At 68.1% G+C, this 26,449-nt stretch carries 26 protein-coding genes; 16 read left to right on the forward strand and 10 right to left on the reverse strand.

What is annotated here, in order from left to right; translation table 11 throughout:
• Positions 1-10 precede the first annotated feature (10 nt).
• The 5 genes from QTI20_RS23355 to QTI20_RS23375 are packed head-to-tail and all read right to left on the reverse strand — an operon-like array spanning position 11 to position 4,454.
• Positions 11-460: a GNAT family N-acetyltransferase gene (locus QTI20_RS23355; RefSeq protein ID WP_286553948.1), complete on the reverse strand. Its 450-nt coding sequence runs from the start codon at positions 458-460 to the stop codon at positions 11-13.
• Positions 457-1,023, reverse strand: coding sequence for a phosphonate degradation HD-domain oxygenase (locus QTI20_RS23360; protein WP_286553947.1), 567 nt, complete (start codon positions 1,021-1,023; stop codon positions 457-459). Before QTI20_RS23360 ends, QTI20_RS23355 begins: the two co-directional genes overlap by 4 nt.
• Positions 1,017-2,465, reverse strand: a complete 1,449-nt coding sequence (gene phnY, locus QTI20_RS23365) for a phosphonoacetaldehyde dehydrogenase (RefSeq protein WP_286553945.1) — start codon at positions 2,463-2,465, stop codon at positions 1,017-1,019. The genes QTI20_RS23360 and phnY overlap by 7 nt, the downstream gene beginning before the upstream one ends.
• A gap of 18 nt (positions 2,466-2,483) precedes the next feature.
• Complete coding sequence (gene phnA / locus QTI20_RS23370) at positions 2,484-3,710, reverse strand: phosphonoacetate hydrolase (protein WP_286553943.1); 1,227 nt, start codon at positions 3,708-3,710, stop codon at positions 2,484-2,486.
• 18 nt (positions 3,711-3,728) lie between these two features.
• Positions 3,729-4,454, reverse strand: coding sequence for a phosphonate utilization associated transcriptional regulator (locus QTI20_RS23375; RefSeq protein WP_183028085.1), 726 nt, complete (start codon positions 4,452-4,454; stop codon positions 3,729-3,731).
• Positions 4,455-4,630: 176 nt separating this feature from the next.
• Between QTI20_RS23375 and QTI20_RS23380 the strand changes: the two genes are divergently transcribed.
• From QTI20_RS23380 to QTI20_RS23400, 5 genes are all read left to right on the forward strand, one after another.
• Positions 4,631-5,683, forward strand: coding sequence for a putative 2-aminoethylphosphonate ABC transporter substrate-binding protein (locus QTI20_RS23380; protein ID WP_286553942.1), 1,053 nt, complete (start codon positions 4,631-4,633; stop codon positions 5,681-5,683).
• 171 nt (positions 5,684-5,854) lie between these two features.
• Entirely contained in the window at positions 5,855-6,994 is a 1,140-nt protein-coding gene (locus QTI20_RS23385) for a putative 2-aminoethylphosphonate ABC transporter ATP-binding protein (RefSeq protein ID WP_286553940.1), read from the forward strand.
• On the forward strand, positions 6,991-8,727 hold the full coding sequence (locus QTI20_RS23390) for a putative 2-aminoethylphosphonate ABC transporter permease subunit (protein ID WP_286553938.1): 1,737 nt from the start codon (positions 6,991-6,993) through the stop codon (positions 8,725-8,727). Before QTI20_RS23385 ends, QTI20_RS23390 begins: the two co-directional genes overlap by 4 nt.
• 44 nt (positions 8,728-8,771) lie before the next feature.
• On the forward strand, positions 8,772-9,902 hold the full coding sequence (locus tag QTI20_RS23395) for a 2-aminoethylphosphonate--pyruvate transaminase (RefSeq protein WP_286553937.1): 1,131 nt from the start codon (positions 8,772-8,774) through the stop codon (positions 9,900-9,902).
• 59 nt (positions 9,903-9,961) lie between these two features.
• Positions 9,962-10,699, forward strand: a complete 738-nt coding sequence (locus tag QTI20_RS23400) for an IclR family transcriptional regulator (RefSeq protein ID WP_286553935.1) — start codon at positions 9,962-9,964, stop codon at positions 10,697-10,699.
• Positions 10,700-10,711: 12 nt separating this feature from the next.
• On the opposite strand, the gene QTI20_RS23405 is transcribed toward QTI20_RS23400, so the two are convergent.
• The gene (locus QTI20_RS23405) at positions 10,712-11,575 is read right to left on the reverse strand and encodes an HpcH/HpaI aldolase/citrate lyase family protein (RefSeq protein ID WP_286574280.1); all 864 of its coding nucleotides are present in this window, start codon (positions 11,573-11,575) and stop codon (positions 10,712-10,714) included.
• 247 nt (positions 11,576-11,822) lie between these two features.
• Between QTI20_RS23405 and QTI20_RS23410 the strand changes: the two genes are divergently transcribed.
• Genes QTI20_RS23410 through QTI20_RS23440 form a run of 7 tightly spaced genes read left to right on the forward strand, consistent with a single transcriptional unit; the run spans position 11,823 to position 18,695 of the window.
• Positions 11,823-13,187 (forward strand): MmgE/PrpD family protein, encoded by a 1,365-nt coding sequence (locus QTI20_RS23410; protein WP_286553932.1) that lies wholly within the window; start codon positions 11,823-11,825, stop codon positions 13,185-13,187.
• A complete protein-coding gene (locus QTI20_RS23415; protein ID WP_286553931.1) occupies positions 13,184-13,684 on the forward strand; it encodes a MaoC family dehydratase in 501 nt (166 codons plus the stop codon). Before QTI20_RS23410 ends, QTI20_RS23415 begins: the two co-directional genes overlap by 4 nt.
• A gap of 25 nt (positions 13,685-13,709) precedes the next feature.
• Positions 13,710-14,924: an acyl-CoA dehydrogenase family protein gene (locus tag QTI20_RS23420; RefSeq protein ID WP_503011433.1), complete on the forward strand. Its 1,215-nt coding sequence runs from the start codon at positions 13,710-13,712 to the stop codon at positions 14,922-14,924.
• A complete protein-coding gene (locus QTI20_RS23425; protein WP_286553929.1) occupies positions 14,921-15,409 on the forward strand; it encodes a MaoC family dehydratase in 489 nt (162 codons plus the stop codon). Before QTI20_RS23420 ends, QTI20_RS23425 begins: the two co-directional genes overlap by 4 nt.
• Positions 15,406-16,656, forward strand: coding sequence for a CaiB/BaiF CoA transferase family protein (locus QTI20_RS23430; RefSeq protein WP_286553928.1), 1,251 nt, complete (start codon positions 15,406-15,408; stop codon positions 16,654-16,656). Before QTI20_RS23425 ends, QTI20_RS23430 begins: the two co-directional genes overlap by 4 nt.
• Positions 16,657-16,697: 41 nt before the next feature.
• A complete protein-coding gene (locus QTI20_RS23435; RefSeq protein ID WP_286553927.1) occupies positions 16,698-17,609 on the forward strand; it encodes an HpcH/HpaI aldolase/citrate lyase family protein in 912 nt (303 codons plus the stop codon).
• A gap of 60 nt (positions 17,610-17,669) precedes the next feature.
• On the forward strand, positions 17,670-18,695 hold the full coding sequence (locus QTI20_RS23440) for a Bug family tripartite tricarboxylate transporter substrate binding protein (protein WP_286553925.1): 1,026 nt from the start codon (positions 17,670-17,672) through the stop codon (positions 18,693-18,695).
• A 61-nt stretch (positions 18,696-18,756) separates the two neighbouring features.
• Here the strand turns inward: QTI20_RS23440 and QTI20_RS23445 are convergent, their stop codons facing one another.
• Together QTI20_RS23445 and QTI20_RS23450 are read right to left on the reverse strand one after the other, a co-directional pair.
• Positions 18,757-18,981 (reverse strand): DUF4287 domain-containing protein, encoded by a 225-nt coding sequence (locus QTI20_RS23445; RefSeq protein ID WP_286553924.1) that lies wholly within the window; start codon positions 18,979-18,981, stop codon positions 18,757-18,759.
• Positions 18,982-19,061: 80 nt separating this feature from the next.
• Positions 19,062-19,589: a dihydrofolate reductase family protein gene (locus QTI20_RS23450; RefSeq protein ID WP_286553923.1), complete on the reverse strand. Its 528-nt coding sequence runs from the start codon at positions 19,587-19,589 to the stop codon at positions 19,062-19,064.
• Between the two features lie 38 nt (positions 19,590-19,627).
• On the opposite strand from QTI20_RS23450, the gene QTI20_RS23455 reads away from it, so the two are divergent.
• The gene (locus tag QTI20_RS23455; protein WP_286553921.1) at positions 19,628-20,185 is read left to right on the forward strand and encodes a TetR/AcrR family transcriptional regulator; all 558 of its coding nucleotides are present in this window, start codon (positions 19,628-19,630) and stop codon (positions 20,183-20,185) included.
• 2 nt (positions 20,186-20,187) lie between these two features.
• Here the strand turns inward: QTI20_RS23455 and QTI20_RS23460 are convergent, their stop codons facing one another.
• Positions 20,188-21,420 carry a DUF445 domain-containing protein gene (locus QTI20_RS23460; RefSeq protein WP_286553920.1) on the reverse strand — a complete coding sequence of 411 codons (1,233 nt, stop codon included), beginning with the start codon at positions 21,418-21,420 and terminating at the stop codon, positions 20,188-20,190.
• Positions 21,421-21,448: 28 nt separating this feature from the next.
• A complete protein-coding gene (locus QTI20_RS23465) occupies positions 21,449-22,681 on the reverse strand; it encodes a M20/M25/M40 family metallo-hydrolase (protein WP_286553918.1) in 1,233 nt (410 codons plus the stop codon).
• Between the two features lie 93 nt (positions 22,682-22,774).
• Here QTI20_RS23465 and QTI20_RS23470 point away from each other — a divergent pair, with 93 nt between their 5' ends.
• From QTI20_RS23470 to QTI20_RS23480, 3 genes are all read left to right on the forward strand, one after another.
• Positions 22,775-24,010 (forward strand): glycerophosphodiester phosphodiesterase, encoded by a 1,236-nt coding sequence (locus tag QTI20_RS23470; RefSeq protein WP_286553916.1) that lies wholly within the window; start codon positions 22,775-22,777, stop codon positions 24,008-24,010.
• Between the two features lie 121 nt (positions 24,011-24,131).
• Complete coding sequence (locus tag QTI20_RS23475) at positions 24,132-25,340, forward strand: M20 aminoacylase family protein (protein WP_286553915.1); 1,209 nt, start codon at positions 24,132-24,134, stop codon at positions 25,338-25,340.
• Positions 25,337-26,440, forward strand: coding sequence for a M14 family metallopeptidase (locus QTI20_RS23480; RefSeq protein ID WP_286553913.1), 1,104 nt, complete (start codon positions 25,337-25,339; stop codon positions 26,438-26,440). Before QTI20_RS23475 ends, QTI20_RS23480 begins: the two co-directional genes overlap by 4 nt.
• Positions 26,441-26,449 lie beyond the last annotated feature (9 nt).

Raw genomic sequence — 26,449 nt, forward strand, 5'->3', positions numbered from 1 at the left:
TCTCAGGTTGTCAGGGCTTGCGCCGCATCTCGTAGGAAAAACCGTTCTCGCGTTCGATGACGAAGCCGAAACGCTCGTAGAGCCCGCGGGCCGGATTGGCCTTCAGCACGCTGAGCGTGAGGTGGGCGCCGGCCTGGGTGGCCTGATCGACGACTTCGCCCAGCAAGGCGGCACCGATGCCGCCGCCCTGGCAGGCCGGCACCAGCTGGATCTGGATCACGACCCACTCCAGCGCGTCGCGCGAGACCTTGAGCAGGCCGACCGGCACGCCCTCTTGCAGCAGCACTTCGGCGCACTCGAAGCGGTGCATCAGCCGCGCCATGTGATGGGCATCGTCGATCTCGGCACCCGATGCGACCAGGTGGCCGTTCATCGTCTGCTGGCGCAGCGCGAACAGGAAGGGGATGTCCTGCGGCGTGGCCGGACGGCGCCTGAGCGCGGGCGGCCGCACGGCGTTCATGGCCGCGCCGTGGCCGCCAAGGCCATGTGCCTTGCGTAGTGGGCCAGGTCGGGCGTCTTCGCGTCGGCGCGCTTGGCGCTGTCGTCCCAGCGGCGCAGGCGCACCGCATCGAGCGCATGCGGCAGCGCCTCGAACTGCAGCGCCTGGGCCGCGTCGAACACGCCGCCCTGCAGCACCAGGCTGCGCTGCGAATCGGCCGACAGGGCTTCGAGGTAGCCCGGCTCGCGCGCGCAGAGGTAGCGCTTGGCGTCCACGTGCAGCCGGATCGGGTCCAGCGTGGCCGGGCCGAACAGGTGCTTGAGGAAGGCGCGGCTGCGGTACTGGTGCAGGTCGTCCAGCCCCTGCTGCGTGGGCGTGCCTTCCATGCCGTGCAGCAGGTGGCCCAGGTCGTGCAGCAGGCTGGCGGTGATGAGTTCGCTGGACGCGCCGGCCTGCTCGGCCAGGTGCGCGGACTGCAGCGCGTGCTGGAGCTGCGTCACGGGTTCGCCGTCGTACTGCGCGTGGCCCTTGGCCTCGAACAGGGCGACGATGCCCGCGATGTCGAGCGGTGCGTTGGCTACCACGGCAGTGAATAGGTCTTGGTGTTGGTGAAGCTCTTCATCGCCTCGAGCACGCCTTCCTTGTAGCCCAGGCCCGAGTCCTTGATGCCGCCGAAGGGCGTGAGCTCGAGCCGGTAGCCCGGCACCTCGCGCACGTTGACGCTGCCCACGTTCAGCTCGCGGATGAAGCGCGTGATGTGGTCGAGCCGGTTGGTGCAGACCGCGGACGACAGGCCGTAGGCCGTGCCGTTGGAGATCCGGATCGCGTCCTCGATGGTCTTGAAGCGGATCACCGGCGACACCGGGCCGAAGGTCTCGTGCTTGGCCACCGTCATCTCGGGGTCGACGCGGTCGAGCACCGTGGGCGCGTACGACGCGCCGTTGCGCACGTGGCCGTGCAGCAGGCGCGCGCCCGAGGCGATGGCTTCGTCGACCACGCCCTCGAAATGCCTGGCGGCCGCCTCGTCGATCACGGTGCCCACGTCGGTGGCCGGGTCCATCGGGTCGCCGTGCCTGAGCGCGCGGGTCTTCTCGACCAGCAATTCGACGAAACGATCGGCCACCGCCTCCTGCACCAGCATGCGCTTGATCGCGGTGCAGCGCTGGCCCGAGTTCTTGTACGAGCCGCTGGACGCGAGCGTGGCCGCTTCTTCGATGTCGGCGTCGTCCATCACGATGATCGGGTCGTTGCCGCCCAGCTCGAGGATCTGGCGCTTGTAGACCGCCTTGCCCGCGATGTACTTGCCGATCGCCACGCCGCCGGTGAAGGTGACGAGGTCGACGTCGGCGTGCGTGAGCATCTCGTCGGCGATCTCGCGCGGGTCGCCCGTGACCACCGAGAGCATCGGCGGCGGCAGGCCCGCCTCGTAGAGGATGTCGGCCAGCAGGAAGGCCGTGAGCGGCGTCTTCTCGCTGGGCTTGAGCACCATGCGGTTGTTGGTGGCAATCGACGGCGCCACCTTGTGGATCACCTGGTTCAGCGGGTGGTTGAAGGGCGTGATCGCGGTGATCACGCCCTGCAGCGGCTCGCGCAGCGTGTAGACCTTGCGGCTCTTGCCGTGGTGCGTGAGGTCGCAGGAGAAGACCTGGCCGTCGTCCACCAGCGCCTGGTTGGCGGCGAACAGCAGCACGTCGGACGCGCGGCCCACTTCGTAGAGTGTGTCCTTGCGCGAGAGGCCCGATTCGAGCGTGATGACGCGCGAGATCTCGTCCAGCCGCGAGGCGATGATCTCGCCCGCGCGCATCAGGATCTTGTAGCGCTCGTGGCGCGTGAGGGTGGGCTTGTAGTCGCGCGCGATGCGGTAGGCCTGGCGCAGGTCGTCCAGCGTGGCCTTGGGCACGGTGGCGATCACTTCGCCGGTGTAGGGGTAGGTGACCTCGATGGTGCGCTCGCGGTGGATCTTCTCACCGGCGATGCGCAGCGCTTCGTGGTGGACGGTGCCTGGCTTCAACGTGGCTTGGCTCATGGTGCAGGTGCTCCGGCGTCACTGCGCGTGGTTCAGGGCGATGTCGAGCGCATCGAAGTTGCGCAGGCGGCGGCTGGCGGCGATGCCGCTGACGGGCCGGTTGCAGATCAGCGGCACCTGCTGCTCCGACACGCCGCCGTGCGAGCGCAGCGGCACCTCGAGCGCCGACAGGTCGTGCCGGCTGGCCGAAGTGCCGATGACCGTGTGGCGCTCGCTGACCACCACGATGTCGCCGATGCGGTCGGGCGGCAGCTCGAAGCGCTCGGCCGCGTCCTTGCGCGAGAGCACCAGCTCCATGCCGGGCACGCCCCGGATGCGCTCGATCCAGCCGGGCACGCGGGCTTCGTCGGGCGCATAGACCGTCGCGAAGGAACCGAGCGCGCCGTGGTGCACCACGTAGGGGTCGGTGATCGGCAGGATGACCCGCGCCACGTCCTTGCCGTACCAGCCGTCGAGCACGTCCTGCAGGTAGATCACCTGCGGCGAGCCGTCGGCGTTGTGCTTGTCGTTCATGCCGTGGTCGGCCGTGAGCACGATGGTGGCGCCCATCGCGTCGAGCTGCGCGAGGTAGCCGTCCATCATCGCGTAGAAGGCATTGGCGGCCGGGCTGCCGGGCGCGGCCTTGTGCTGCACGTAGTCGGTGGTCGACAGGTACATCAGGTCGGGGCGGCGCGAGGCCATGAGCTTCACGCCGGCCGCGAACACGAACTCCGACAGCTCCGCGCTGTAGACCGAGGGCACGGGCATGCCGACCAGTTCGACCACGCCCTCGATGCCGTTCTCCTCGATCGTCGCCTGGTCGGCCTTCTCCGAGGAGAAGCAGATGCCCTTCATGCGGTGGCCCAGCAGCTTGCGCAGCTTGTCCTTGGCGGTCACCACCGCGAGCTTGGCGCCCGCATCGGCGAAGGCCGCGAGCACGGTGCCGGCGCGCAGGTACTTGGGGTCGTTCATCATCACTTCCTGGCCCAGCTCGCGGTCGAAGAAGTAGTTGCCGCAGATGCCGTGCACCGCGGGCGGCGCGCCGGTCACGATCGACAGGTTGTTGGGGTTGGTGAACGAGGGCACCACGCAGTCGGCCAGCAGGTCGGCCCCGGACGCACGCATGCGCGCGATGGTCGGCGCCACGCCGGCCGCGATGGCCGCATCCAGGTAGGCGGGCTCGCAGCCGTCGACGCAGACGACCACGACGGGTCGGCTCATCCAGCGATAGCTTCGGGCATTGACTTCCAGCGTCTTCACGGTCATCTCGGATCTCCTTGCGGGTCAGGTTGTCCTGGGGGTTTTCTGCAGATGGGATTCGGGCGTGCTGTCGGGGCGGCCCATGGCCTTGTGCATGCGGGCGCGGCTGCCGGCCACATGCCGGCGCAGCACCTGGCCGGCGGCTTCGGGGTCGCGGCTGGCGATGGCGTCGACGATCTCGCGGTGCTCGTCGGCCGACACCCGCAGGCCGCCGCCGGTGTCGAGGGCGCGCATGCGGAACAGGTGCAGCTCCTTCACCAGCCGCTTGTAGGTCTCGGTGAGCTTGCGGCTGCCCGCGGTGTCCAGCAGGATGTCGTGGAACTGCAGGTTGAGCTGCGCGTACTGCTCCAGGTCCTGCGCCAGCGCGGCCTCGCGCATCGGCTCGATCATGGCGCGCAGGCGCTCGAGCGCGTCGGGCTGCATGCTGGCGGCCACGCGCCGGCCGATGATCTCTTCCAGCGCCTCGCGCAGTTCGTAGATCTCGTCGGCCTCCTCGAAGGAGATCTCGCGCACGAACACGCCCCGGTTCTTCTCGTTGCGCACCAGGCCCGCCTCTTCCAGCGCGCGCAGCGCCTCGCGGATCGGCCCGCGGCTGGTGTTGAAGCGCTGCGACAGCTCGCTCTCGTTGATGCGGCTGCCCACGGCCAGCTCGCCATTCATGATCAGTCGCTCGATCTCGTCCTGCATGAGCATCGGCAGCGAGCTCGATTGAAGGAAGGCCAGGGCGGAGGTGGAGTTGTGCGTTGCCATGGACCTTATTTTGGCCTCGAATTGAAAACTGTCAACAATTTTTTATTGACAGTCCGCAATACACAATCTACATTGCCTCCACCCCGAGACGACCGTAGACCCGCATTCCGCCTTCGGGAGCCCGCCAATCCACCCCCGCCACGGGGGTTCGACAGCCAGCTGAACAGGAGTTGAAGATGACGATGATCCGAAGCGCGCGCCGCCTCACGACGGCCCTCTCCATCGCAGTCACCGCGGCCATCGGCCTCGCCGCGAGCGGTCTCGCGCTGGCCCAGCAGCGCACGCCGCTGCTGGTCTACACGGCGCTCGAGACCGACGCCATGAAGCTCTACAAGGACGCCTTCGAGAAGGCCAACCCCGACATCGAGGTGAAGTGGGTGCGCGACTCGACCGGCATCGTCACCGCCAAGCTGCTGGCCGAGAAGGCCAACCCGCAGGCCGACGTGGTCGCCGGCCTGGCCGCCAGCAGCCTGGCGCTGCTGGCGCAGGAGGGCATGCTGCAGGCCTACGAGCCCAAGGGCTTCGGCGCGCTCAACCCCGCCTATTCCGACAGCGCGCGGCCACCGGCCTGGGTCGGCATGGACGTCTGGGCCGCCACCGTCTGCTTCAACCGCGTCGAGGCCAAGAAGCTGGGCCTGCCCAAGCCCGAGAGCTGGCAGGACCTGGCCAAGCCGATCTACAAGGGCGCGATCACCATGCCGCATCCGGCCTCCAGCGGCACCGGCTACCTCGACGTGTCGTACTGGCTGCAGAACATGGGCGAGGCCGAAGGCTGGAAGTACATGGACGCGCTGCACCAGAACGTGGCCCAGTACGTGCACTCGGGCTCCAAGCCCTGCAAGCAGGCGGGCGCGGGCGAGTTCCCCATCGGCATCTCCTTCGAGTTCCGCGCGCACCAGGTCAAGAAGTCGGGCGCGCCGGTCGACCTGGTCTTTCCCAAGGAAGGCCTGGGCTGGGACATCGAGGCCACGAGCATCATGAAGACCAGCAAGAAGATGGAGCTGGCCAAGCGCTTCGCCGACTGGATGGCCACCAAGGAGGCCAACCAGATCACGGCCAACTGGTGGGCGGTGGTGGCTTACCCGGGCGTGGCCTCGAAGCTCGAGGGCATTCCCGAGAACTACGAAAAGCTGCTGGCCAAGAACGACCTGAACTGGGCCGCCAAGAACCGCGAGCGCATCCTGGCCGAGTGGAGCAAGCGCTACGAGGGCAAGGCCGAGCCCAAGTAACGGGTTCACCCCCAGTCTTCGCGCACTTCGTGTCGCTTCGCCAACCCCCTCTCCGGGGGCGACACCAGCGGCCCGGCGAAGCCGGTTCCGCGGTGTCCCGCGAAGGGTCAAGAAGCGCTTCTCCCACCCGCGACGTCGCTCTTGCGGCGTTCGTCACACCGAGTGCGAACCATGGACCTAAACGTTGGCAACCCTCTCGCAGATCCGGCCCGCGCCGCGCTGGAGATCGTCGGCATCCGCAAGGACTTCGAGACCTTCAGCGCGCTGCGCGACATCCACCTGCGGGTGAACGCGGGCGAGATGCTGTGCTTCCTCGGCCCCTCGGGCTGCGGCAAGACCACGCTGCTGCGCATCATCGCGGGGCTGGAGACGCAGACCGCAGGCCAGATACTGCAGAACGGCAAGGACGTCTCGTGGCTGCCGCCCGACCGGCGCGACTACGGCATCGTGTTCCAGTCCTATGCGCTGTTCCCCAACCTCAGCATCGCCGACAACGTGGGCTACGGCCTCGTGAACTCGCGCGCCCGCAAGGCCGAGATCAAGGCCCGCGTCGACGAACTGCTCACGCTGGTGGGGCTGCCGACCTCGGGCGCCAAGTACCCGAGCCAGCTCTCGGGCGGGCAGCAGCAGCGCGTGGCGCTGGCGCGCGCGCTCGCCACCCGGCCGGGGCTGCTGCTGCTCGACGAGCCGCTGTCGGCGCTCGACGCGATCGAGCGCATCCGCCTGCGCGGCGAGATCCGCCGGCTGCAGAAGCAGGTCGGCATCACCACCATCATGGTCACGCACGACCAGGAAGAGGCGCTGTCGATGGCCGACCGCATCGTGGTCATGAACCACGGCGTGATCGAGCAGGTCGGCACGCCGATGGACATCTACGAACGGCCGGCCACGCCCTTCGTGGCCGACTTCGTGGGCAAGGTCAACGTGCTGCGCGCGATGGCACTGGGCCAGCAGCGCTTCAAGGTGGGCGACCTGGAGCTGCAGTGCGACGCCTGCGACGCGGCCTTCGCGCCGGGCGACGCGGTCAACCTCTACCTGCGGCCCGAGGACCGCATGGCCGAGAACCTGCGCGAGGACACCGCCAACCGCATGAACGTTCTGGTGAGCAAGGTCGAGTTCCTGGGTGGGCTGTGCATCGCCGAAGTCACGGCCGACGCGCTGCATGGCCAGACGCTGGGCCTGCACTTCTCGCTCAACCAGCTGCACGACCTCGACATCCGCGAGGGCCACACGATCGAGATCGCGCTGCGGGCCAACCGCATCCGTGCCTTCGCCGCACCGTCGGCCCCCGCCGCGCGAGCCCACGCATGAACACGCTGGCACACGCCCCGACCCTGACGCCACGCGCCGCCTTCCGCCGCCCGGGCATGCGCTGGAGCCGTGACGAGCTCATCGCGCGCGCCGTGCTGCTCGCGGTGATGGCCATGCTCTTCGTGTTCCTGGTCGCGCCGCTGGCGAGCATCCTGGCCCATGCGGTGCAGGACAAGGAGGGCCGCTTCGTCGGCCTGACCCACTTCATCACCTACTTCCAGACGCCCAGCCTGCTGCGCGCGGCCTGGAACTCGGTCTGGGTCTCCGCGGCCGTGGTCGCGATCTCGGTGCCCACGGCCTTCGTGTTCGCCTATGCGCTCACGCGCAGCTGCATGCCGGTGTGGCTCAAGGCCACCTTCCGGCTGATCGCGCTGATTCCGCTGCTCGCGCCGTCGCTGCTGTCGGCCATCTCCTTCGTGCAGTGGTTCGGCAACCAGGGCGCGCTCAAGTTCCTGCTGGGTGGCATGTCGATCTACGGCGCGCCCGGCATCATCCTGGCCGAGGTCTACAACACCTTCCCGCATGCGCTGATGATCCTGGTCACCGCGCTGTCGCTGGCCGACGGCCGGCTCTACGAGGCCGCGACCGCGCTGCGCACCCGGCCGCTGCGCCAGTTCATGACCATCACGCTGCCGTCGTGCAAGTACGGCCTCATCAGCGCCTCGACCGTGGTCTTCACCTACGTGGTGAGCGACTTCGGCGCGCCCAAGGTCATCGGCGGCAACTTCAACGTGCTGTCGGTCGACGTGTTCAAGCAGGTGGTGGGCCAGCACAACTTCTCGATCGGCGCGGTGGTCGGCATGCTGCTGCTGCTGCCTTCGGTGATCTCCTTCGCCATCGACTGGGTGGTGCGCCGCAAGCTCAAGGCCCAGCTCACGGCCCGCTCGGTGCCCTACCGTCCCAAGCCGCGCAAGCTGGCCGATGCGCTGCTGCTGCTGTTCTGCGTCGGCGTGTGCGGCCTGCTGCTGGCCACCATCGGCATGGCGATCTACACCTCGCTGATCACGCTGTGGCCCTACGACCTGTCGCCGACGCTCAAGCACTACCACTTCGTGCTGCTCGAGAGCGACATGGCCGCGGCCTACTTCAACAGCCTCGAGGTGGCGGCCATCACGGCCGTGGCCGGTTCCTTCATCGTCTTCGTGGGCGCCTACCTGATCGAGAAGACGCGCAACCTCGGGCTCATGCGCCGCACCATGCACATGATGGCGGTGCTGTCGATGGCGGTGCCCGGGCTGGTGCTGGGCCTGGGCTACGTGATGTTCTTCAACCATCCGGCCAACCCGCTGGGCTTTCTCTACCAGACGATGGCGATCCTGGTGATCTCGATGGTGGTGCACTACTACACCTCCAGCCACCTCACGGCGGTGACGGCGCTCAAGCAGATCGACAACGAGTTCGAGGCCGTCTCGGCCTCGCTCAAGGTGCCGTTCATCAAGACCTTCTTCCGCGTGACGGTGCCGGTGTGCCTGCCCGCGATCCTCGACATCGGCCGCTACTTCTTCGTGGTCTCGATGGCCAGCCTGTCGTGCGCCATCTTCCTCTACACGCCCGACACCATCCTGGCCTCGGTCGCGATCATGCACATGGACGACGCCGGCGACATCGGCCCGGCCGCGGCGCTGGCCAGCCTGATCGTCGTCACCTCGACCGTGGTGTGCATCGTCTATTCGCTGCTCACGCGCGTGCTGCTGTCGCGCACGCAGGCCTGGCGCCAGCTCGGGCGCGGCTGACCCGCTTCCTCCCTCCCCTCCCCCACCCGTACGGAGACATCACGATGAGTTCCAGCACCAGCCCCATCCTGCTCACGCCGGGCCCGCTCACCACCTCGGACCGCACGCGCCAGGCGATGCTGCGCGACTGGGGTTCGTGGGACGGCGACTTCAACAAGATCACCGCGCGCATCCGCGCGCGCGTGCTCGACATCGTGCACGGCCAGGGCACGCACGAATGCGTGCCCATGCAGGGCAGCGGCACCTTCTCGGTCGAGGCCGCCATCGGCACCCTGGTGCCACGCGACGGCCATGTGCTGGTGCCCAGCAACGGCGCCTACTGCCAGCGCCTGGCGAAGATCTGCCGCGTGCTGGGCCGCAAGGTCACCACCATCGACTACACCGAAGACAAGCAGGTGCAGGCCGCCGACGTGGAACGCGCCCTGGCGGCCGACCCGGGCATCACGCACGTGGCGATGGTGCACTGCGAGACCGGGGCCGGCGTGCTCAACCCGCTGCACGACATCGCGCAGGTCGTGGCCCGGCACGGACGCGGCCTGATCGTCGACGCCATGAGTTCCTTCGGCGCGCTCGAGATCGATGCGCGCAAGACGCCCTTCGACGCGGTGATCGCGGCCTCGGGCAAGTGCCTCGAAGGCGTGCCGGGCATGGGCTTCGTGGTCGTGCGGCGGGCCGTGCTCGAGCCATGCGAAGGCCACTGCCACTCGCTGAGCATGGACCTGTACGAGCAGTGGGTGTACATGGAGAAGACCACGCAATGGCGCTTCACGCCGCCGACCCATGTGGTGGCCGCGCTGGACGAGGCCATTGCGCAGTACATCGAGGAAGGCGGTCTCGCGGCGCGCGGCGGCCGCTACGCGCGCAACTGCCAGGCCCTGGTCGACGGCCTTGCCGCGCTCGGCCTGCGCAGTTTCCTGGACCCTGCGATCCAGGCGCCGATCATCGTCACCTTCCACGCGCCAGCCGACGCCAACTACGACTTCAAGACCTTCTACCAGGAGGTCAAGAAGCGCGGCTACATCCTCTACCCGGGCAAGCTGACCCAGGTCGAGACCTTCCGCGTGGGCTGCATGGGCCACTTCGGCGAAGCCGGCATCCCGGGCGCGGTCGAGGCGATCGCGCAGACGCTGGAGGCCATGGGCATCCGGCAGGGGGCGGCGACGGTGGCGGCGTAGGGTCACGACGCGCGGGCTGAGACAATGACGGACTCCATCCCCGTTTCTGGAAGCCCTCGGTGCACAGTGGTCTCGTCAAATCAGCCATACGCGTCTTCGATCTGCTCGAGTTGTTCGACGCCGAGCAGCGGCCGCTTCGCGTGACCGCCATCGCACAGAAACTGGCGGCGCCGCAGTCCAGCGTCTCGATGCTGCTGAAATCCATGGTGTCCCGCGGCTACATGGAGTTCGATGCGACCACGCGCGAGTACTGCCCGTCGGTGCGCGTGGCGTTCCTGGGCGACTGGGCGACACGCATTCCGCACAAGCGCGATGCGGTCCAGGACGCGCTGCGGCGACTCGCGAACGAAACCGGCGAGACCGTGCTGCTGGCTCGCCAGAGCGGCATCCTGCTGCAGTATCTGTCGGTCCTCGAATCGCAGAATGCCCTGCGTTTCTCCCCATCGCCCGGCACCATGCGTCCGATGCACCGCACCGCGACGGGCATCATGCTGCTCAGCACCCAGAACGACGAGCAGATCGGCCGGCTGCTGCGACGCTACAACGCCGAACCGGGACGGACCGGGCCGGTCGCAAGGATCGCCACCACCATGCGGGCCGTCGAGTCGGCTCGCGAGCAGGGCTATTACGAATCGGCGAACCTCGCCACATCCGGCGCGGGCGTGATCGCGACGCTGCTGGCCACCCCCATCCGCGGGCAATACCTGAGCATCGGCGTCGGCGCACCGGTCGAGCGCCTGCACACACGCCGCGCCGAACTCGTGCGGACCGTGCTGGCAGTCGCCGCCAGCTGCTGAACGGCACGGGCCTCAGCGCCGGCTCGCGCGCCGCGTCTCGACCGCATCGCAGAGGGCCAGCAAGGCCCGCGCCTGCGCCAGATGCAGGCGCTCCACCATCCTTCCGTCGAGATTGACGACACCGGCGCCGGCGTTCTCCGGTCGGGCAAAGATCGCCACGACCTGCCGCGCCTGCGCCACAGCCTCCACCGACGGAGAGAAGGCCCGGTTCGCCGGATCGATCTGGGCCGGATGAATCAGCGTCTTGCCATCGAAAGCCATCTTCACTGACTGCGCCGCTTCAGTCGCGAAGCCCGCCTGATCGGCGAAATCGTTCCAGACCCCGTCGAGCACGCAGACGCCATGGCGCTTGGCGCAGAGCACGACGTGCATCAGCCAGGGCAGCAGGAAGATGCGCCCATCCTCGGTGGACACCCCCGTCTCCTTGGCGATGTCGTTGGTGCCGACCACGAGGCATTCGAGCCGGGGCTGAGAAGCCAGGCCGGCGCCAACGATCTCGTCGAGCGAGAGCAACGCCGCAGGCGTCTCGACCATGGCCCAGAGGCGCAGCGCCGGATGCGGGCCGTGGCGTTGCAGCGCAGCGGCGATCGCCGCGAAGTCCCCGACCCTCGACAGCTTCGGCACCAGGACCGCATCGGGTCGACAGGCGGCGACGGTGGCCATGTCTTGCTCGAAGTCCGGCGTGTCGACGGCATTGACCCGGATGACCCGCTCCTGCAGGCCGTCCCGCGGCGTCGCGAAGAAGGCCTCGATGTTGCGCCTCGCGGCCTCCTTCATGTCGGGCGCCACCGCATCTTCGAGATCGAGGATGACGGTGTCGCAGTCGAGCGCGCCGACCTTGGACAGGGCACGCAGGTTGGTGGCGGGAACATACATGGCCGAGCGTCGCGGCCGGCGGGAAGACGCAGTGAGTGTCATGACAAGGCACCGTTGGGTTGAAGGACCGCGTCACCGGAGAGGCGAGCGGGCGTACCGAGTCTGGCGTTCGCACTCGGGCATCTTCATCACATATGTGATGACTCAGGCCTTGATCGATCCATCACATATGTGATGCACCTGTACGGCTGCCTGCTCAATACTTTGTCGAACTCATCAGGCAGCCCGATCAAGGGCAGGAGACAACGTGGAAAAGAAGATGGACGACGCCAACACCGGCGTTGCGGTCACGCAGGTCATGGCCGACTGGATCAGCCGCACCGACGATGCATGCATCACCCCCGTGGCGTACCAATGGGCCAAGCATGTCCTGCTCGACTGGCTGGCCGTCGGCATCGCAGGCACGACCGAGCCCTTGGTGAAAATTCTTGTCGACGCCTACCATGGAACGGCCGAGCAGGCATGCCTTCTGCTGGCCAGTGGACAGCGTGCCGCCCCGCACGACGCAGCGCTCATCAACGGCTCCGCCGGCCATGCGCTGGACTACGACGATGTGGCATCGAGAATGTTCGGGCACCCCACGGTGCCGGTGGCACCGGCTGTTCTCGCCCTGGCGCAGTCCCGTTCGGCATCGGGTCGCGACCTTCTGCGTGCCCTGGTGGTGGGTCACGAGATCGAGAGCCGACTCGGAGAGATGGTCGGGCCGAGCCACTACCAGCACGGTTTCCACGTCACAGGAACGGTCGGCACCTTCGGTGCAGCCGCAGCCTGCGCCAACCTGCGCGGATTGGACCGTGGACAGACCGCGCACGCACTGGGGCTCGCCGCGACCCAGGCCGCCGGGCTCAAGTGCATGTTCGGCACCATGGGCAAGCCGTTGCACGCCGGCAAGGCCGCCATGAACGGCTTGATGGCGGCGGAGCTGGCGGCGCGTGGCTTCACCGTGAACGACAGTGCGATCGAATGCGCGCAGGGCTTTGCCCGCACCATGGCACCAACGCTGAACAGCTTTGCGCCCGCGATCGACACGAGCCGCGGCTTCGCCATCGAGCGGACGCTCTTCAAGTACCACGCTTCCTGCTACCTCACCCATTCCACGATCGAGGCGGTCCGCGGGCTGCGACAGCACGAGGGTGTCGATCTCGGCGCACTGGCGTCGATGACCATCCAGGTCGCGGGCAACCATCGCGGGGTGTGCGACATCGCGGTGCCCCAGGACAGCCTCGGCATCAAGTTCTCGATCCAGCATCTCGCCGCTCTCGCGCTCGACGGTGCCGACACCGCCGACCTCGGCCTCTACACCGACAGCACGGCGCTTGATGCGCGCTACGCCGCCGCGGCCCGATGCGTGTCGATGCACGTGGTTGAGGCCGAGGACCGCGATACGGCCGTGGTGACGATGCATACGCGCGACGGCCGAACCCTTTCGCGCGCTGCCAACGTAGCAATTCCCGCCACGGACCTGAATGCGCAATGGACGCGCCTGCTGGCCAAGGCCCGTTCGATCGCCGAACCGGTGCTCGGGACAGAACGATTCGACCGATTCGTCGAAGCCGTGGCCGGACTGGACCGTGCCCCTTCCCTCCAACCCCTGTTCGAAGCCATCCAATGACCCCCAACGAAAGCACGGTCGTGCGGCTCAAGGCCGGCGCGACGCTCCGACCACGCGGCAACCGCTACGAGGATTTCGAGATCGGGCGCACCTTCTCGCACCACTGGGGCCGCACGGTCACGGCGGCCGACAACACGCTCTTCTCGACGCTCACGCTGCACTACAACCCGCACTACACCAACGAGGCCTTTGCCAAGGCGCACGGCCACCCGACCACCCCCGTCAATCCGCTGCTGGTGTTCAACACGGTGTTCGGGCTGTCGGTGGAGGACCTGTCAGAGGGCGGCGGCCCCTTCCTGGGCGTCGACGAGCTCGGCTATCACGAGGCCGTGTATCCCGGCGACACGCTGTATGCGCATTCCGAGGTGATCGCGCGACGTCTGGCCGCCAACCGGCCCGGCTACGGAATCGTGACCTGGCATACCCGCGGGTCGAACCAGCAAGGCGAGGAAGTCATCCGCTTCAAGCGCTCCAACCTCGTCAGAACAAGGAATTGAAATGTCAGAAGACGGACTGGGTTACATGACCGATGAGCGTCGCATGATTCGCGACGCGGCACGGGACTTCACCATGCGCGAGGTGCTGCCGGTGGCCAACCGGCTCGACGGGCCAGGGGGAGAGATCCCCATGGACCTGCGCCAGAAGCTGGCCGACATGGGCTACTTCGGCATCATGATTCCGGAGGAATACGGCGGCATGGGGCTCGGCTACTTCGAGTACTGCCTTATCTGCGAGCAGCTGGCGCGCGGCTGGATGTCGGTGGCCTCGATCGTGGCGCGCGCACAAGGGGGCTGGATCAAGTCGGCCATGCCCGAAGAGATGCGAGTCCGCTACCTGCCGCGTGTCGTGCGCGGCGAGTTCCTCAACGCCAGCGCCCTGAGCGAACCCGATACCGGCTCCGACCTGGCATCGATCTCCTGCCGCGCCGTGCGCGATGGCGACGACTGGGTGCTCACGGGCAACAAGTACTGGTGCACCTTTGCCGACGGCGCCGACTACCTCACGCTCTTCGCACGCACCTCGCCGCCCCCGAGTGCAGACAAGCGCTACCTGGGCATCTCGTGCTTCCTGATCGAGAAGGAGCGCGGCAGCTTTCCCCCGGGAATGACAGGGGCCCCGATCCCGAAGATCGGCTACTTCGGGTGGAAGACCTTCGAGCTCGCACTCGACGGGCTGCGGGTGCCGGCCGAAGGACTCATCGGTGAGGAAGGCAAGGCCTTCCACCTGATGACCAAGGGGCTCGAAGGCGCGCGCGCCCATACGGCGGCGCGTGCCATCGGCCTCGCACAGGGCGCGCTGGAAGATGCCATCGCCTATGCAGGCGAGCGCAAGCAGTTCGGCATGCCGATCGCCGAATACCAGGCCATCCGCTTCAAGATCGCGACCATGGCCACCGAGATCGAGGCGGCACGCCAGCTGATGTACTACGTGTGCGGACAGATCGACAGCGGTCGGCGCTGCGACAAGGAAGCGTCGATGGTCAAGTACTTCGCCTCCGAGATGGCCGAGCGCGTGACCTCCGAGGCCATGCAGATCTTCGGCGGCGCGGGATACACCAAGCTGTTCGCGGTCGAACGCTACTGGCGCGATGCGCGCCTGACCAAGATTTTCGAGGGTACCTCGGAGATCCAGCAACGCATCATCTCGACCCAGCTGCTGGGCAAGTCGGAAGTGGAAGCCATGATCGCGGGCCGGGCCTTCGAGAAGCAGGCCGCGAAGCGGGGAGCCACGGCATGAAGGCATCGGAACTCACCAGCACCGACAACTACTTCGAAGACTTCGAAGTGGGGGCATTGATCCGGCATGCACGCGGCAAGACCGTGACCGAGATGGACAACGTGCTCCTCACCCACATGGTCATGAACACCGCCGAGGGGCATTTCAACGAGCATGCGATGCAGCAGGATGCTCGCGGCATCTTCGCGCAGCGCGTGGTGTTCGGTGGCATCAATCTCTCAATGGTGCTTGGCTTGGCGGCGCAGGACACGGCCGAGCAATGCCTGACCGAGCTGACGCTCGACAAGATCCGCCTGTCGCACCCGGTCTTCCACGGAGACACGCTCTACGCCTTCAGCGAGGTGCTCGAACGCCGGGACGCAGAGCGGCCCGATGCCGGCATCGTGCGCTTCCGGCACTACGGCCTGAACCAGGACGACAAGCTCTGCGTGGAAGCGGAGCGGACCGTGCTGCTCAAGCGCAAGAGCCATTGGGCCGACAGGTGAGCGCTGCAGCATCTCCCCGGGGTGCGACCGGCGCGCTCGAGGGCCTCGTCGTGCTCGACCTGACACAAATGCTCGCGGGCCCCTATGCCACGATGATGCTGGCCGACCAGGGTGCGCATGTCGTGAAGATCGAGCCGCCCGGTGGCGACCTCACGCGCCGCACCGGACCGCATCTCGATGGCGCGAGACGGATCGAGGACAAAGGCTTCGGCAGCTACTTCGCGTCGATCAACCGCAACAAGGATTCGCTGGTCCTCGACCTCAAGCAGGCCGCCGGCAAGGCCGCGCTGCTGCGCCTGGTGCGGCAGGCGGACGTGCTGGTCGAGAACTACCGTTCCGGTGTGATGGAGCGGCTGGGCCTCGGCTACGAGACGCTCGCGCTGGAGAACCCGCGCCTGGTGTATGCGGCACTGCGCGGCTTCGGCGACGCACGCAGCGGTGAGAGCCGCTACGCGGCCTGGCCGGCCTACGACCCGGTGGCACAGGCGATGGGCGGCATCATGGGCATCACCGGTGCCGTGGCGGGCGGCCCGCCGACGAAGATCGGGCCCGGCGTGGGTGACATCGTGCCGGCCATGCACCTGGCCTACGGCATCGCTGCGGCCTGCTGGCGCGCGCAGCGCACCGGCCAGGGCCAGTTCCTCGACGTGGCGATGGTCGATGCGGTGCTCGCCGTCTGCGAACGCCTGGTGTTCCAGCACAGCGCCACCGGACGGGTGCCGGGGCCCGAGGGCAACGGCCATCCCCTGCTGTGCCCCTTCGGGCTCTTCCCCGCGAAGGACGGCCACGTGAGCCTGGGCGTGCCGAACGACCGCTTCTGGGTCCCGCTCGTCCAATGCATGGGGCAGCCCGAACTCGCGACGGACCCACGCTACGCCACCAACGATGCGCGTGTAGAGAACAAGGCCGCCGTCGACGAGATCGTGGGCCGCTGGACGGCCCGCCACACCAAGGCCGAACTGTCGGCGCTGCTGGGCGGAGAGATTCCGTTCGGCCCGGTCTTCGATGCAGCCGACATCTTCGGCGATCCGCACTTCCGCGCACGCCAGATGCTGGTCGAGGTCGAACAGCCCGGCGCCTCTCGACCGCTCACCGTGGCCGGCACACCTGTGCGCATGAGCGGCACGCCGGGCGGCGTACGCCGCCGCGCGCCGCTGACGGGCGAGCACACCGACGAGACGCTCCGGACCTTCGGCTTCAGCGGCGACGAGATCGCTTCGTTGCGGTCCGGGCACGTCATCCAGTGAGCACCTTCTCGACTTCTTCTGACACCTCAAGGAACAGACCCATGCAAGAAAGACCCAGGCGCCTGCGCCGCTGCCAGTTGTCCGTCCCCGGCTCGAGCGAGAAGATGATGCAGAAGGCCGCGGGCATGGGCGTCGACTTCGTCTTCCTCGATCTCGAGGATGCGGTCGCGCCATCGGAGAAGCGGCCGGCGCGCGCCAAGATCGTGCAGGCCCTGAACACGCTCGACTGGGGCCGCACCACGCGCTGCGTGCGCATCAACGACCTCGGCACGGAGTACGCCTACGAGGACATCATCGAGGTCGTCGAAGGTGCGCGCGAGAACCTCGACATGATCATGCTGCCCAAGGCCATGAGCGCGTCCGACGTGCAGTTTGTCGACAAGCTGCTCACCATGATGGAGAAAAAGCTCGGTCTCAAGAAGCGCATCGGCATCGACGTGCTCATCGAGGAGGTCGAGGCCATGATGCGCGTCGAGGAAATCGCCGCCTCGACGCCGCGGCTCGAATGCCTGATCTTCGGCATGGGCGACTATTCGGCGAGCCAGGGCGTGTCGATCCGCGACATCGGCGGCCCGAGCGGCTACCCCGGCGACATCTGGAGCTACCAGCGCCACAAGCTCACGATCGCGGCGCGTGCCCACCGGATCGACGCCGTCGACGGGCCGTTCGCCGACTTCAAGGAACCCGAGGCCTTCCGCGAGGAATGCCGCAGGGCCATGACGCTCGGCATGGTCGGCAAGTGGGCCATCCATCCGTCGCAGGTGGAGATCGCGCAGGCCACTTTCTCCCCCGCGGAAGCCGATGTCGCGCGTGCGCGCGAAATGATCCGGGCCTACGACGCGGCGCTGGCGCAAGGGCTCGGCGCCGTCCAGTACGACGGAAAGATGATCGACATCGCATCGGTGCGCATCGTGAAGAACCTGGTCGACCGCGCAGACCGGATCGGCATGTAGGTCCGGCCGCCGCGACCGGCATGGCCGGCACCCGAATTCCCAGAACAAGAAGGAGACAACATGAAGACGAACATCGAATCGACATTCCTCCCCGCGGCGGCGCAACGCCGCCGCTTCATCGGCGCCGGGCTGGGTCTTGCGGCCGCCGGCTGGCTGCCGGGCCCGGCACGCGCGCAGGCCTGGCCCGCGAAGCCCATCAAGATCATCGCCGCGCAGGCGCCGGGCTCATCGAACGATGCGACCGCACGCGCACTCGCGGAATACATGACGGGGCGGCTCGGCGTCCCGGTGGTCGTGGAGAACCGTTCGGGCGCCATCGGCATGATCGCCGCGGACGCCGTCGCGCGTTCCGCGCCGGACGGCTACACGCTGCTGATCACCTTGCACAGCCAGTTGGCGCAGGCGCCCGTGCTGCTCAAGAAGGTGCCGCTCGATACGACCAAGGACCTGACGCCGGTCGCTGCGTTCAGCACCGGCACCTCGCCGATGGTCGTGAAGAAGGACCTGCCGGTGAAGAACCTCAAGGAGCTGATCGAATTGGCGCGCAAGCGCCCGGTGAGCGTCGGCAACTACGGCATCGGCTCGGGCTGGCAGCTGATGATGAGCCAGCTGGCCAAGCAGACCGGTGCGAAGTTCGACCTCGTCAACTACAAGGGAACGGGGCCGATGGTGTTCGACCTGATGGCCGGCAACATCGACATCGGGGCCGGCTCGATGGCCGGCATGGCGGCTGGCATCCAGCGCGGGGCCTTCCGGCCGATCCTGGTGATCTCGGGCGACCGCTCGGAAGCGCTGCTGCCGGGGATCCCGACCTGGGCCGACGAGGGCTTTACGGGGCCGGCGTTCGAGAACCTCAAGGAGTGCAACATGCTGCTGGGTCCGGCCAATCTGCCCAGGGACGTGGTGCAAAGGCTCGCAGAGGTGGCCCGCGATTCGGCCACGAAATCGGAGCCCGTGAAGACCGTGCTGGCGCAACTGGGCGTGGAAGGCCCGCCATGGACCGGGGTCGAGTTGCAGCAGTTCATCCAGCGGACCTGGCCCACGTACCAGACGATGACGCGCGAGCTGGGGCTGGTCGTTGAATAGGCGCGCAACACATTCGGGCGTTTGGTCGATGGCGAGCCTTCTCGAGTGAATCGACCCAAGCCTACGGCTTCGCGGGCGCCGCCTGCGCCAGGAACACGGCGACCAGCGCGTTCGCATGCCCGTGGCCCATCCCATGGTCCGTCTTGAGCAGGTTCACGAGTTCCATGTGCTTGCGTGTCGGCGCCTGCTCGAGCACCGCCATCCAATGGGCGATCGGCCTCGCGTAGGTCTTCTCGATGGAAGGAAAGTAAGAGGCAGGGCCCTTGGTCTTGGGTGTCTCCGTCATGGTGTCTCCTTTTTTTGTTTCGGCGGAATCGCAGCATCGGCCGTTCGCGGGCATTGTGCGAGATCCGGCGCCAGCCGCACTCAAGATTTCGGCGCGTAGGTGCATTGCAGCAGGCCGCTCGGCAGGCTTCGGCTGGCCACGAGCGGCAGGCGCGTCATCGCCAGCTCCGGGCCGAAGAGCGGCACGCCCGTGCCCAGGAGCACCGGCGCCCAGGAGATCGTCAGCTCGTCGACGCAGCCCGACAGCAGGCCCTGGCGGATGGCCTGGCCACCGTCCAGGTAGACGTTGCGGCTGCCTTGCGTCCACAGCGTGTGCAGCAGTGTTTGCAGGCTGCCGGCATGCGCCTCCTCGCCATGCGCGCCCCCGAGGCTGCGCTTCGTGAGCACCACGACCCGCTGGCCGTCATAGGGCCAACCGTCGAAGCCCTGCACGGTGTCGTAGGTGTTGCGCCCGAGGACGACGGTGTCGGTCTGCGCGCTCAGGCGCGCGTAGCCGGTCAGTTCGGGCGGATCGTCGAAGGCCGACAACCAGTTCAGGTCGCCTTGGGCGCCGGCGATGAAACCATCGAGGCTGGCGGCGACGAACACGCGGACATGGGGACGATGCATGGGGAACTCCTGAATTTCTACAACGTAGAATTCTAGAGATGAAAGCGATCCCCCCGCCACCCGGCATGACACCCGAACGCCCCCGGCAACGGCTGGAACCCGACCGGATCCTGGTCGCCGCCGCGACGCTGCTGGAGAGCAGCGGCACCGATTTCTCGATGCGCGAGCTCGCGCGTGCGCTGGGCGTCGACCCGATGGCGGTCTATCACTATTTCCCGAACAAGACCGCGCTGCTGCAGGCCCTGGCCGACCATCATTTCTCCCGGCTCGGCGAGCTGGAGATACCCCGGCGCGCGAACACGCCACGCGCGCGCCTGCGCTTCATTGCGCAGGCCTATGTGGAACTGGCCTCGGCCGCACCCATGCTGACCGTCGTCATGGCGCGCGACCCGGGTGTACGCGAAGGCGTGGCCCACCACTTCGCCCGGCTGTTCGGCAATGCCGTCGAAGGCCTTGCCCTGGGCGCTGCGCATACCGCGATCGCCGGCGCGGTGCTCGCCGACTACCTCAACGGCTTCGCCATGGCGGGCCTCCCCGCCTCCGACCGCAGCCTGGCCGAGGGCGTGGACTTCCTGTACCGGGGATTGGCCGCGTAGCCTCAGGCGCCGAAGAAGCGCGTCACCGTGTGGATGCTCAAGCCCACCAGCCCGCCCACCAGCGTCCCGTTGACCCGGATGAACTGCAGGTCGCGCCCGATGTGGCGCTCGAGTTCGAGCGTCATCTCCTGCGCGTTCCACTGCCCCACGCGCTCGACGATGTAGCGCCGGATGTCCTCGCGGTAGCGCTCGATGGCGACCGGGGCGGCGTCGGTGATCTGTTCGTTGATCCAGCGGCGGAAGGGCGCGTCCTGCTGCAGGCGCTGGCCCAGCGAGCTGGCCATGCCGGCGATGCGGCGGCGGATGCTGGAATCGGCGCGGCCCAGGTCGTCGTCGAGCCAGGCCAGCAGCTGGCCCCAGAGGCCGTGCAGGTACTCGCCCAGCGCGGGATGGGCCTGTAGTTCGGCGCGGATCTGCTCGCCGCGTGCGTGGAACTCGGGGTCGTGCTGGAGGCGCACGACGAAGTCGTCCATGAAATGGTCGAAGCGCTTGCGCAAGGGGTGTTCGGGCTCGGCCGCGAGTTCGCCCAGCGTGCGCGAGACGGCGGCGACGATCTTGCGCGTGGCGACGCGCGCGGCCACCTGGTCGAGGCCCACGTACTTCAGGGTGCGGATCTCGCGTGCGATGGCTTCGGCGATGCGCTCCTGCACCTCTTCGCCTTCGACCACCTTGGCGACCTGCGCCAGCACGTCGTCGAGCAACGCCTGGTGCTTGCCGTCGGCCGTCACCGCATCGAGCATCTGGCCCAGCAGCCGCGACAGGTCGAGCTGCGCCAGGCCCGCGGACGCGGCGCGGGCCAGGAAGGCGCGCGCCCGCTCGTCGTCGAAGGCCGTGAGGCCGTAGCGCACCATCGCCACCGCATGCACGCCCAGGCGATCGCCGTTGGCCGGCAGCGCCAGCCATTGCGCGAGCCGGGCCGCGGGGTCGAAGGCCTGCAGCTTGGCCAGCACCTGCGGCGTGCTCAGGAAGTTGTCGAGGATGAAGCCGGCCAGCTTGGCGCCGATGCGGTCCTTGTTGGCCGGGATGATCGCGGTGTGCGGAATGGGCAGGCCCAGCGGCCGGCGGAACAGCGCGACCACCGCGAACCAGTCGGCGATGGCGCCCACCATCGCGGCCTCGGCGAACGCGGCGACATAGCCCCAGGCGGGATGACGCGCCTCGAGCACGTGTGCCACGCCGTAGAGCAGCGCGGCGCCGCACAGCAGGCCCAGCGCGACGCGTTTCATCGTGACCATGCAGCTCCGCGGGCCGGGGCGCGCGGCATCAGTCGAGGCTCTGCGTGCGCGCCAGCCCCTGCAGGAAGGCCTCGCAGCGCGCCAGCTGTTCGAGCGTGACGAACTCGTCGGGCTGGTGCGCCTGGGTGATGCTGCCCGGGCCGCAGACGATGGTGGGAATGCCCGCGCCCTTGAACAGCCCCGCCTCGGTGCCGAAGGCCACCAGCGTGGTGCGGTCCTCGCCCGCGAGCCGCTGCGCGAGCCGCGTGATCGGGTCCTTGGCGGAGCCGAGGAAGCTGGGCACTTCGCAGATGGTCTCGAACTGGAAGCCGGTGTCGGGCGCCACCTTCTTCATCGGCGCTTCGAGCCGGCTCGCATAGGCCCGGACCTCCTGCTGCATCTGCTGCGCATCGGCGGTCGGCAGGTTGCGGAATTCGTAGCGGAACTCGGCGTCGCGCGGCACCACGTTGTCGGCGATGCCGCCATGGAACTGGCCCACGCTCGCGGTGCTGAAGGGCACGTCGAAGCCCTCGTAGCGCGGCTCGTGATGCTCGAAGCCCTCGGCCATGTCGCGCACCTTGCCGACCACCCGCGCCGCCATCTCGATGGCGTTGACCGACTGCGGCGTGAGCGAGGAATGCGCCTCCTTGCCGCGCACGCAGCAGCGGTAGCGGTACACGCCCTTGTGCGCGATGGCGGGCACCATGCTGGTGGGCTCGCCGATGATGCAGGCCACGGGCTGGATCGATTGCGCCTTCATGTCGGCGATGAGTTCGCGCACGCCGAAGCAGCCCACCTCCTCGTCGTAGCTGAAGGCGAAGTGCACGGCGAAGGGGGAATCGCTTTCGAGGAAGTGCTCGGCATTGGCCAGCGCCACCGCGATGAAGCCCTTCATGTCGGCCGCGCCGCGCCCATAGAGCCGCGGGCTGCCCAGCGCGGCGAGTTCGGCCACCCGCCCCACGGGCACCGGTCCGCCGCCCTCGACGGGCCAGTGCTGGACCATGGCCGACAGCGGGTCGACGCTCCAGTCCTGCCCGTCCCAGGGCACGGTGTCGGTGTGGCCCGAGACGATGATGCCGCTGGGCCGGCCCTCGCCCAGCGTGGCGAACAGGTTGGCCTTGGTCCTGTCGGCGTTGTAGGTCAGGCGGCTGCGCACGCCCAGCGCGGCAAGGCGATCGCGCACGAAATGGATCAGCTCGAGGTTGCTGTTGGCACTGACCGTGTTCATGCGCACCAGGGTCTGCGCGGTTTCGAGGCTGCGGGCGGAAAGAGTGTGCGGCATGCGGACCATTGTCCGGGAAGACGCCGGACCGTGCATCGGACGTGTCATGGCGCGGGTGTAGGCTGCGCCTCCCAACGTCCACCCGGAGATGCCATGACCTTCCCGTCCTTCGCCCCTGCCGCCGCTTCCCGTCCGGCGCCGCGCCGCGCCGCGCTGTGGGCCCTCGGCGCCACCGCCGCCCTCGCCGCCGCCGGCTGCACCGCCCCGCTGCAGACCGCCGCGCTGCCCACGCTCGACGGCAAGCCGCCGCTGGTGGTGGCCCACCGCGGCGCCTCGGGCTACCTGCCGGAGGAGACGCTCGAGGCCTACGCCCGCGCGATCGAGCTGGGCGCCGACGTGATCGAGATGGACCTGCTGTCGACCAAGGACGGCGTGCTGGTCACGCGGCACGACCCGAACCTGGCGATCAGCACCGACGTGGCCACGCACCCCGAGTTCGCCTCGCGCAAGAAGACGATCCAGGTCGACGGCGAGACGCAGACCGGCTGGTTCATCCATGAATTCACGCTGGCCGAGCTGCAGACGCTGGGCGCGATCTCGACCGACGCCGAGCGGCCGCAGCAGTTCAACGGCCGCTTCAAGGTGCCGACCTTCCAGGCCGTGATCGACCTGGCCAAGGCCAAGTCGCGCGAGACCGGCCGCACCATCGCGATCTACCCCGAGACCAAGAACCCGACCTGGTTCCGCAACCTGGGCCTGCCGCTGGAGGACAAGCTGATCGCCACCCTCGAGGCCGCCGGCTGGAACAGCGCCAGCGCGCCGGTCTTCGTGCAATCCTTCGAGCCGGGCAGCCTCAAGTACATGAAGGCCAAGGGCCTGAAGACCAAGCGGATCCAGCTGATCGACGGCGACGGCATCGACCTGCGCACCGGCGTCATGACCTATGCGGTGCCGGTCGACCGCCCCTACGAATGGACGCTGGCCGGCGACAAGCGCAACTTCGACACCATGGTCACGCCCGCCGGCCTGGCCGAGATCGCGACCTACGCCGACGGCATCGGCCCCTGGAAGCGCTACATCCTGAGCATCAAGGGCACGGTCGGCGCCGACGGCAAGGCCCGCGACCTCAACGGCGACGGCAAGGTCAACGACGCCGACGCCACCTCGCTGGCGCCCACCACGCTGGTGGCCGACGCCCACAAGGCCGGCCTGTTCGTCCACCCCTTCACCTTCCGCAACGAGTCGCGCCGGCTCGCGGCCGACTACAAGGGCGACCCGAAGAACGAGTACCTGGCCTACTACCGGCTGGGCGTCGATGGCGTGTTCACCGACTTCACCGACACCGCGCTGGCGGCACGCGCGGCCTGGCTCAAGGAAACCGGTCGCTGAAGGGTATTCCCGGAGAACACCGCGGAACCGGCTTTGCCGGGCCGCTGGTGTTGCCCCCTGCAAGGGGGAAGGAGGAGCGACACGGAGTGCGCGGAGCCTGGGGGTGTGCAACACTTATCCTATGAAACTCATCGATTCGCTCGTTACTCAAGCGGCAGGCATCGCGTCGATCCGACGCGACCTGCATGCCCATCCCGAACTCTGCTTCCAGGAGGTGCGCACGGCCGACGTGGTTGCGGCCAAGCTCACCGAATGGGGCATCCCGATCCACCGCGGCCTGGGCACGACCGGCGTGGTCGGCATCGTGAAGAACGGCACCAGCACCCGGGCCGTCGGCCTGCGCGCTGACATGGACGCGCTGCCCGTCACCGAGCTCAACACCTTCGAGCACGCGAGCAAGCACCACGGCAAGATGCACGCCTGCGGCCATGACGGCCACACCGCCATGCTGCTGGCCGCGGCGCAGCACCTGGCCAAGCACCGCAATTTCGACGGCACCGTCTACCTGATCTTCCAGCCGGCCGAGGAAGGCGGCGGCGGTGCGCGCGAGATGATCAAGGAAGGGCTGTTCGAGCAATTCCCCATGGACGCCGTGTTCGGCATGCACAACTGGCCCGGCATGAAGGCCGGCCAGTTCGCGGTGAGCCCGGGCCCGGCCATGGCCTCGAGCAACGACTTCAAGATCACCATCCGCGGCAAGGGCGGCCATGCGGCGCTGCCGCACACCGGCATCGACCCGGTGCCCGTGGCCTGCGAGATGGTGCAGGCCTTCCAGACCATCCTCACGCGCAGCAAGAAACCCACCGAGACCGGCCTGATCTCGGTCACGATGATCCACGCCGGCGAAGCCAACAACGTGATCCCCGACAGCTGCGAGCTGCAGGGCACGGTGCGCACCTTCACGCTCGAGGTGCTCGACCTGATCGAGTCGCGCATGAAGAAGATCGCCGAGCACATCAGCGCGGCGCACGACGCCGAGGTCGACTTCCACTTCCACCGCAACTACCCGCCGACCATCAACACGCCTGCGGAAGCGGATTTCGCGCGAAAGGTGATGGCCGGCATCGTCGGCGCCGAGAACGTGCTGCCGCAGGAAGGCGCCATGACGGCCGAGGACTTCGCCTTCATGCTGCAGGCCAAGCCCGGTGCCTATGCCTTCATCGGCAACGGCGACGGCGCGCACCGCGACATGCACCACGGCGGGGGCCCGTGCACGCTGCACAACGCCAGCTACGACTTCAACGACGACCTGATTCCGCTCGGCGCCACCTGCTGGGTCGAACTGGCCGAGCAGTTCCTCGCCCAGGGCCAGCCCGGAGCCGCCGCATGATCGGCGTGACCGAGGCCTTTTCTCCGACCTATGCCGAAGCGCGCCGCAAGTTCCTGCAGGGCTGCGTCACGGCGGGCCTCACGGTCGAGACCCATCCGCATCCGCTGCCGGGCCGCGAAGGCGAGGCCCTGGCCATGGACGTGGCCTACGAAGGCCCGGCCGATGCCAGGCAGCTGCTGCTGATCACCAGCGCCTGCCACGGTGTCGAAGGCCACTGCGGCAGCGGCGTGCAGGTGTTCGCGCTGCATGACGCCGAGTGGCGCGAGAAGGCCCGCGCGGCCGGCGTCGGCGTGCTCTACGTGCATGCGCTCAACCCGCACGGCTTCTCCTACAGCCGGCGCGTGACCCACGAGAACGTCGACCTCAACCGCAACTTCATGGACTTCACGCAGCCGCTGCCGGTCAACGCCGCCTACGCCGGCCTGCACCCGCTGCTGCTGCCCGAGCAATGGCCGCCATCGGCGCAGAACCAGGCCGAGCTCGAGGCCTGGATCGGCCAGCACGGCGTGGTCGCCTACCAGGCCGCGGTCTCGGGCGGCCAGTACCAGTTCGAGGACGGCGTGTTCTTCGGCGGCACCGCGCCGACCTGGAGCAACCGCACCTTCCGCCAGGTGCTGCAGACGCATGCACAGAAGGCGCGGCAGCTGGCCTGGATCGACCTGCACACCGGCCTCGGGCCCAACGGCATCGGCGAACGCATCTTCGCCTGCCGCGACGATGCCGCCGCCTATGCGCGCGCCAACGCCTGGTGGGGCGCCGAGACGCCGGTCACCTCGATCTACGACGGCTCTTCCACCTCGGCGCTGCTGACCGGCCTGAACTGGGGTGCGATCTACGCCGAATGCCCGCAGGCCGAGTACACCGGCATCGCGCTCGAGTACGGCACGCTGCCCATCCTCGAGATGACCGGCGCGCTGCGTGCCGACCACTGGCTGCACAAGCACCCGGAGGCCGCGCCCGAGCTGGCGGACGCGATCCATGCGCGCATGCGCGAAGCCTTCTACACCGACACCGACGCCTGGAAGGGCCAGATCATCAGCCAGGCGCGGCAGGCGATGTTCCAGGCCGTGGACGGACTCACCGGCGCCAAGGCCGGCTGAGTTTCGCAA

The sequence above is a fragment of the Variovorax sp. J2P1-31 genome (assembly GCF_030317215.1).
Taxonomy (GTDB): Bacteria; Pseudomonadota; Gammaproteobacteria; order Burkholderiales; family Burkholderiaceae_C; genus Variovorax.

Excerpts from the sequence above, each read along its gene's own strand:
- QTI20_RS23355 (WP_286553948.1), bottom strand. The coding sequence starts at position 460 with ATGAACGCCGTGCGGCCGCCCGCGCTCAGGCGCCGTCCGGCCACGCCG.
- phnY (WP_286553945.1), bottom strand. The coding sequence starts at position 2,465 with ATGAGCCAAGCCACGTTGAAGCCAGGCACCGTCCACCACGAAGCGCTG.
- phnA (WP_286553943.1), bottom strand. The coding sequence starts at position 3,710 with ATGACCGTGAAGACGCTGGAAGTCAATGCCCGAAGCTATCGCTGGATG.
- QTI20_RS23375 (WP_183028085.1), bottom strand. The coding sequence starts at position 4,454 with ATGGCAACGCACAACTCCACCTCCGCCCTGGCCTTCCTTCAATCGAGC.
- QTI20_RS23380 (WP_286553942.1), top strand. The coding sequence starts at position 4,631 with ATGACGATGATCCGAAGCGCGCGCCGCCTCACGACGGCCCTCTCCATC.
- QTI20_RS23385 (WP_286553940.1), top strand. The coding sequence starts at position 5,855 with ATGGACCTAAACGTTGGCAACCCTCTCGCAGATCCGGCCCGCGCCGCG.
- QTI20_RS23390 (WP_286553938.1), top strand. The coding sequence starts at position 6,991 with ATGAACACGCTGGCACACGCCCCGACCCTGACGCCACGCGCCGCCTTC.
- QTI20_RS23395 (WP_286553937.1), top strand. The coding sequence starts at position 8,772 with ATGAGTTCCAGCACCAGCCCCATCCTGCTCACGCCGGGCCCGCTCACC.
- QTI20_RS23405 (WP_286574280.1), bottom strand. The coding sequence starts at position 11,575 with ATGTATGTTCCCGCCACCAACCTGCGTGCCCTGTCCAAGGTCGGCGCG.
- QTI20_RS23415 (WP_286553931.1), top strand. The coding sequence starts at position 13,184 with ATGACCCCCAACGAAAGCACGGTCGTGCGGCTCAAGGCCGGCGCGACG.
- QTI20_RS23420 (WP_503011433.1), top strand. The coding sequence starts at position 13,710 with ATGACCGATGAGCGTCGCATGATTCGCGACGCGGCACGGGACTTCACC.
- QTI20_RS23425 (WP_286553929.1), top strand. The coding sequence starts at position 14,921 with ATGAAGGCATCGGAACTCACCAGCACCGACAACTACTTCGAAGACTTC.
- QTI20_RS23435 (WP_286553927.1), top strand. The coding sequence starts at position 16,698 with ATGCAAGAAAGACCCAGGCGCCTGCGCCGCTGCCAGTTGTCCGTCCCC.
- QTI20_RS23440 (WP_286553925.1), top strand. The coding sequence starts at position 17,670 with ATGAAGACGAACATCGAATCGACATTCCTCCCCGCGGCGGCGCAACGC.
- QTI20_RS23445 (WP_286553924.1), bottom strand. The coding sequence starts at position 18,981 with ATGACGGAGACACCCAAGACCAAGGGCCCTGCCTCTTACTTTCCTTCC.
- QTI20_RS23450 (WP_286553923.1), bottom strand. The coding sequence starts at position 19,589 with ATGCATCGTCCCCATGTCCGCGTGTTCGTCGCCGCCAGCCTCGATGGT.
- QTI20_RS23455 (WP_286553921.1), top strand. The coding sequence starts at position 19,628 with ATGAAAGCGATCCCCCCGCCACCCGGCATGACACCCGAACGCCCCCGG.
- QTI20_RS23460 (WP_286553920.1), bottom strand. The coding sequence starts at position 21,420 with ATGGTCACGATGAAACGCGTCGCGCTGGGCCTGCTGTGCGGCGCCGCG.
- QTI20_RS23465 (WP_286553918.1), bottom strand. The coding sequence starts at position 22,681 with ATGCCGCACACTCTTTCCGCCCGCAGCCTCGAAACCGCGCAGACCCTG.
- QTI20_RS23470 (WP_286553916.1), top strand. The coding sequence starts at position 22,775 with ATGACCTTCCCGTCCTTCGCCCCTGCCGCCGCTTCCCGTCCGGCGCCG.
- QTI20_RS23475 (WP_286553915.1), top strand. The coding sequence starts at position 24,132 with ATGAAACTCATCGATTCGCTCGTTACTCAAGCGGCAGGCATCGCGTCG.
- QTI20_RS23480 (WP_286553913.1), top strand. The coding sequence starts at position 25,337 with ATGATCGGCGTGACCGAGGCCTTTTCTCCGACCTATGCCGAAGCGCGC.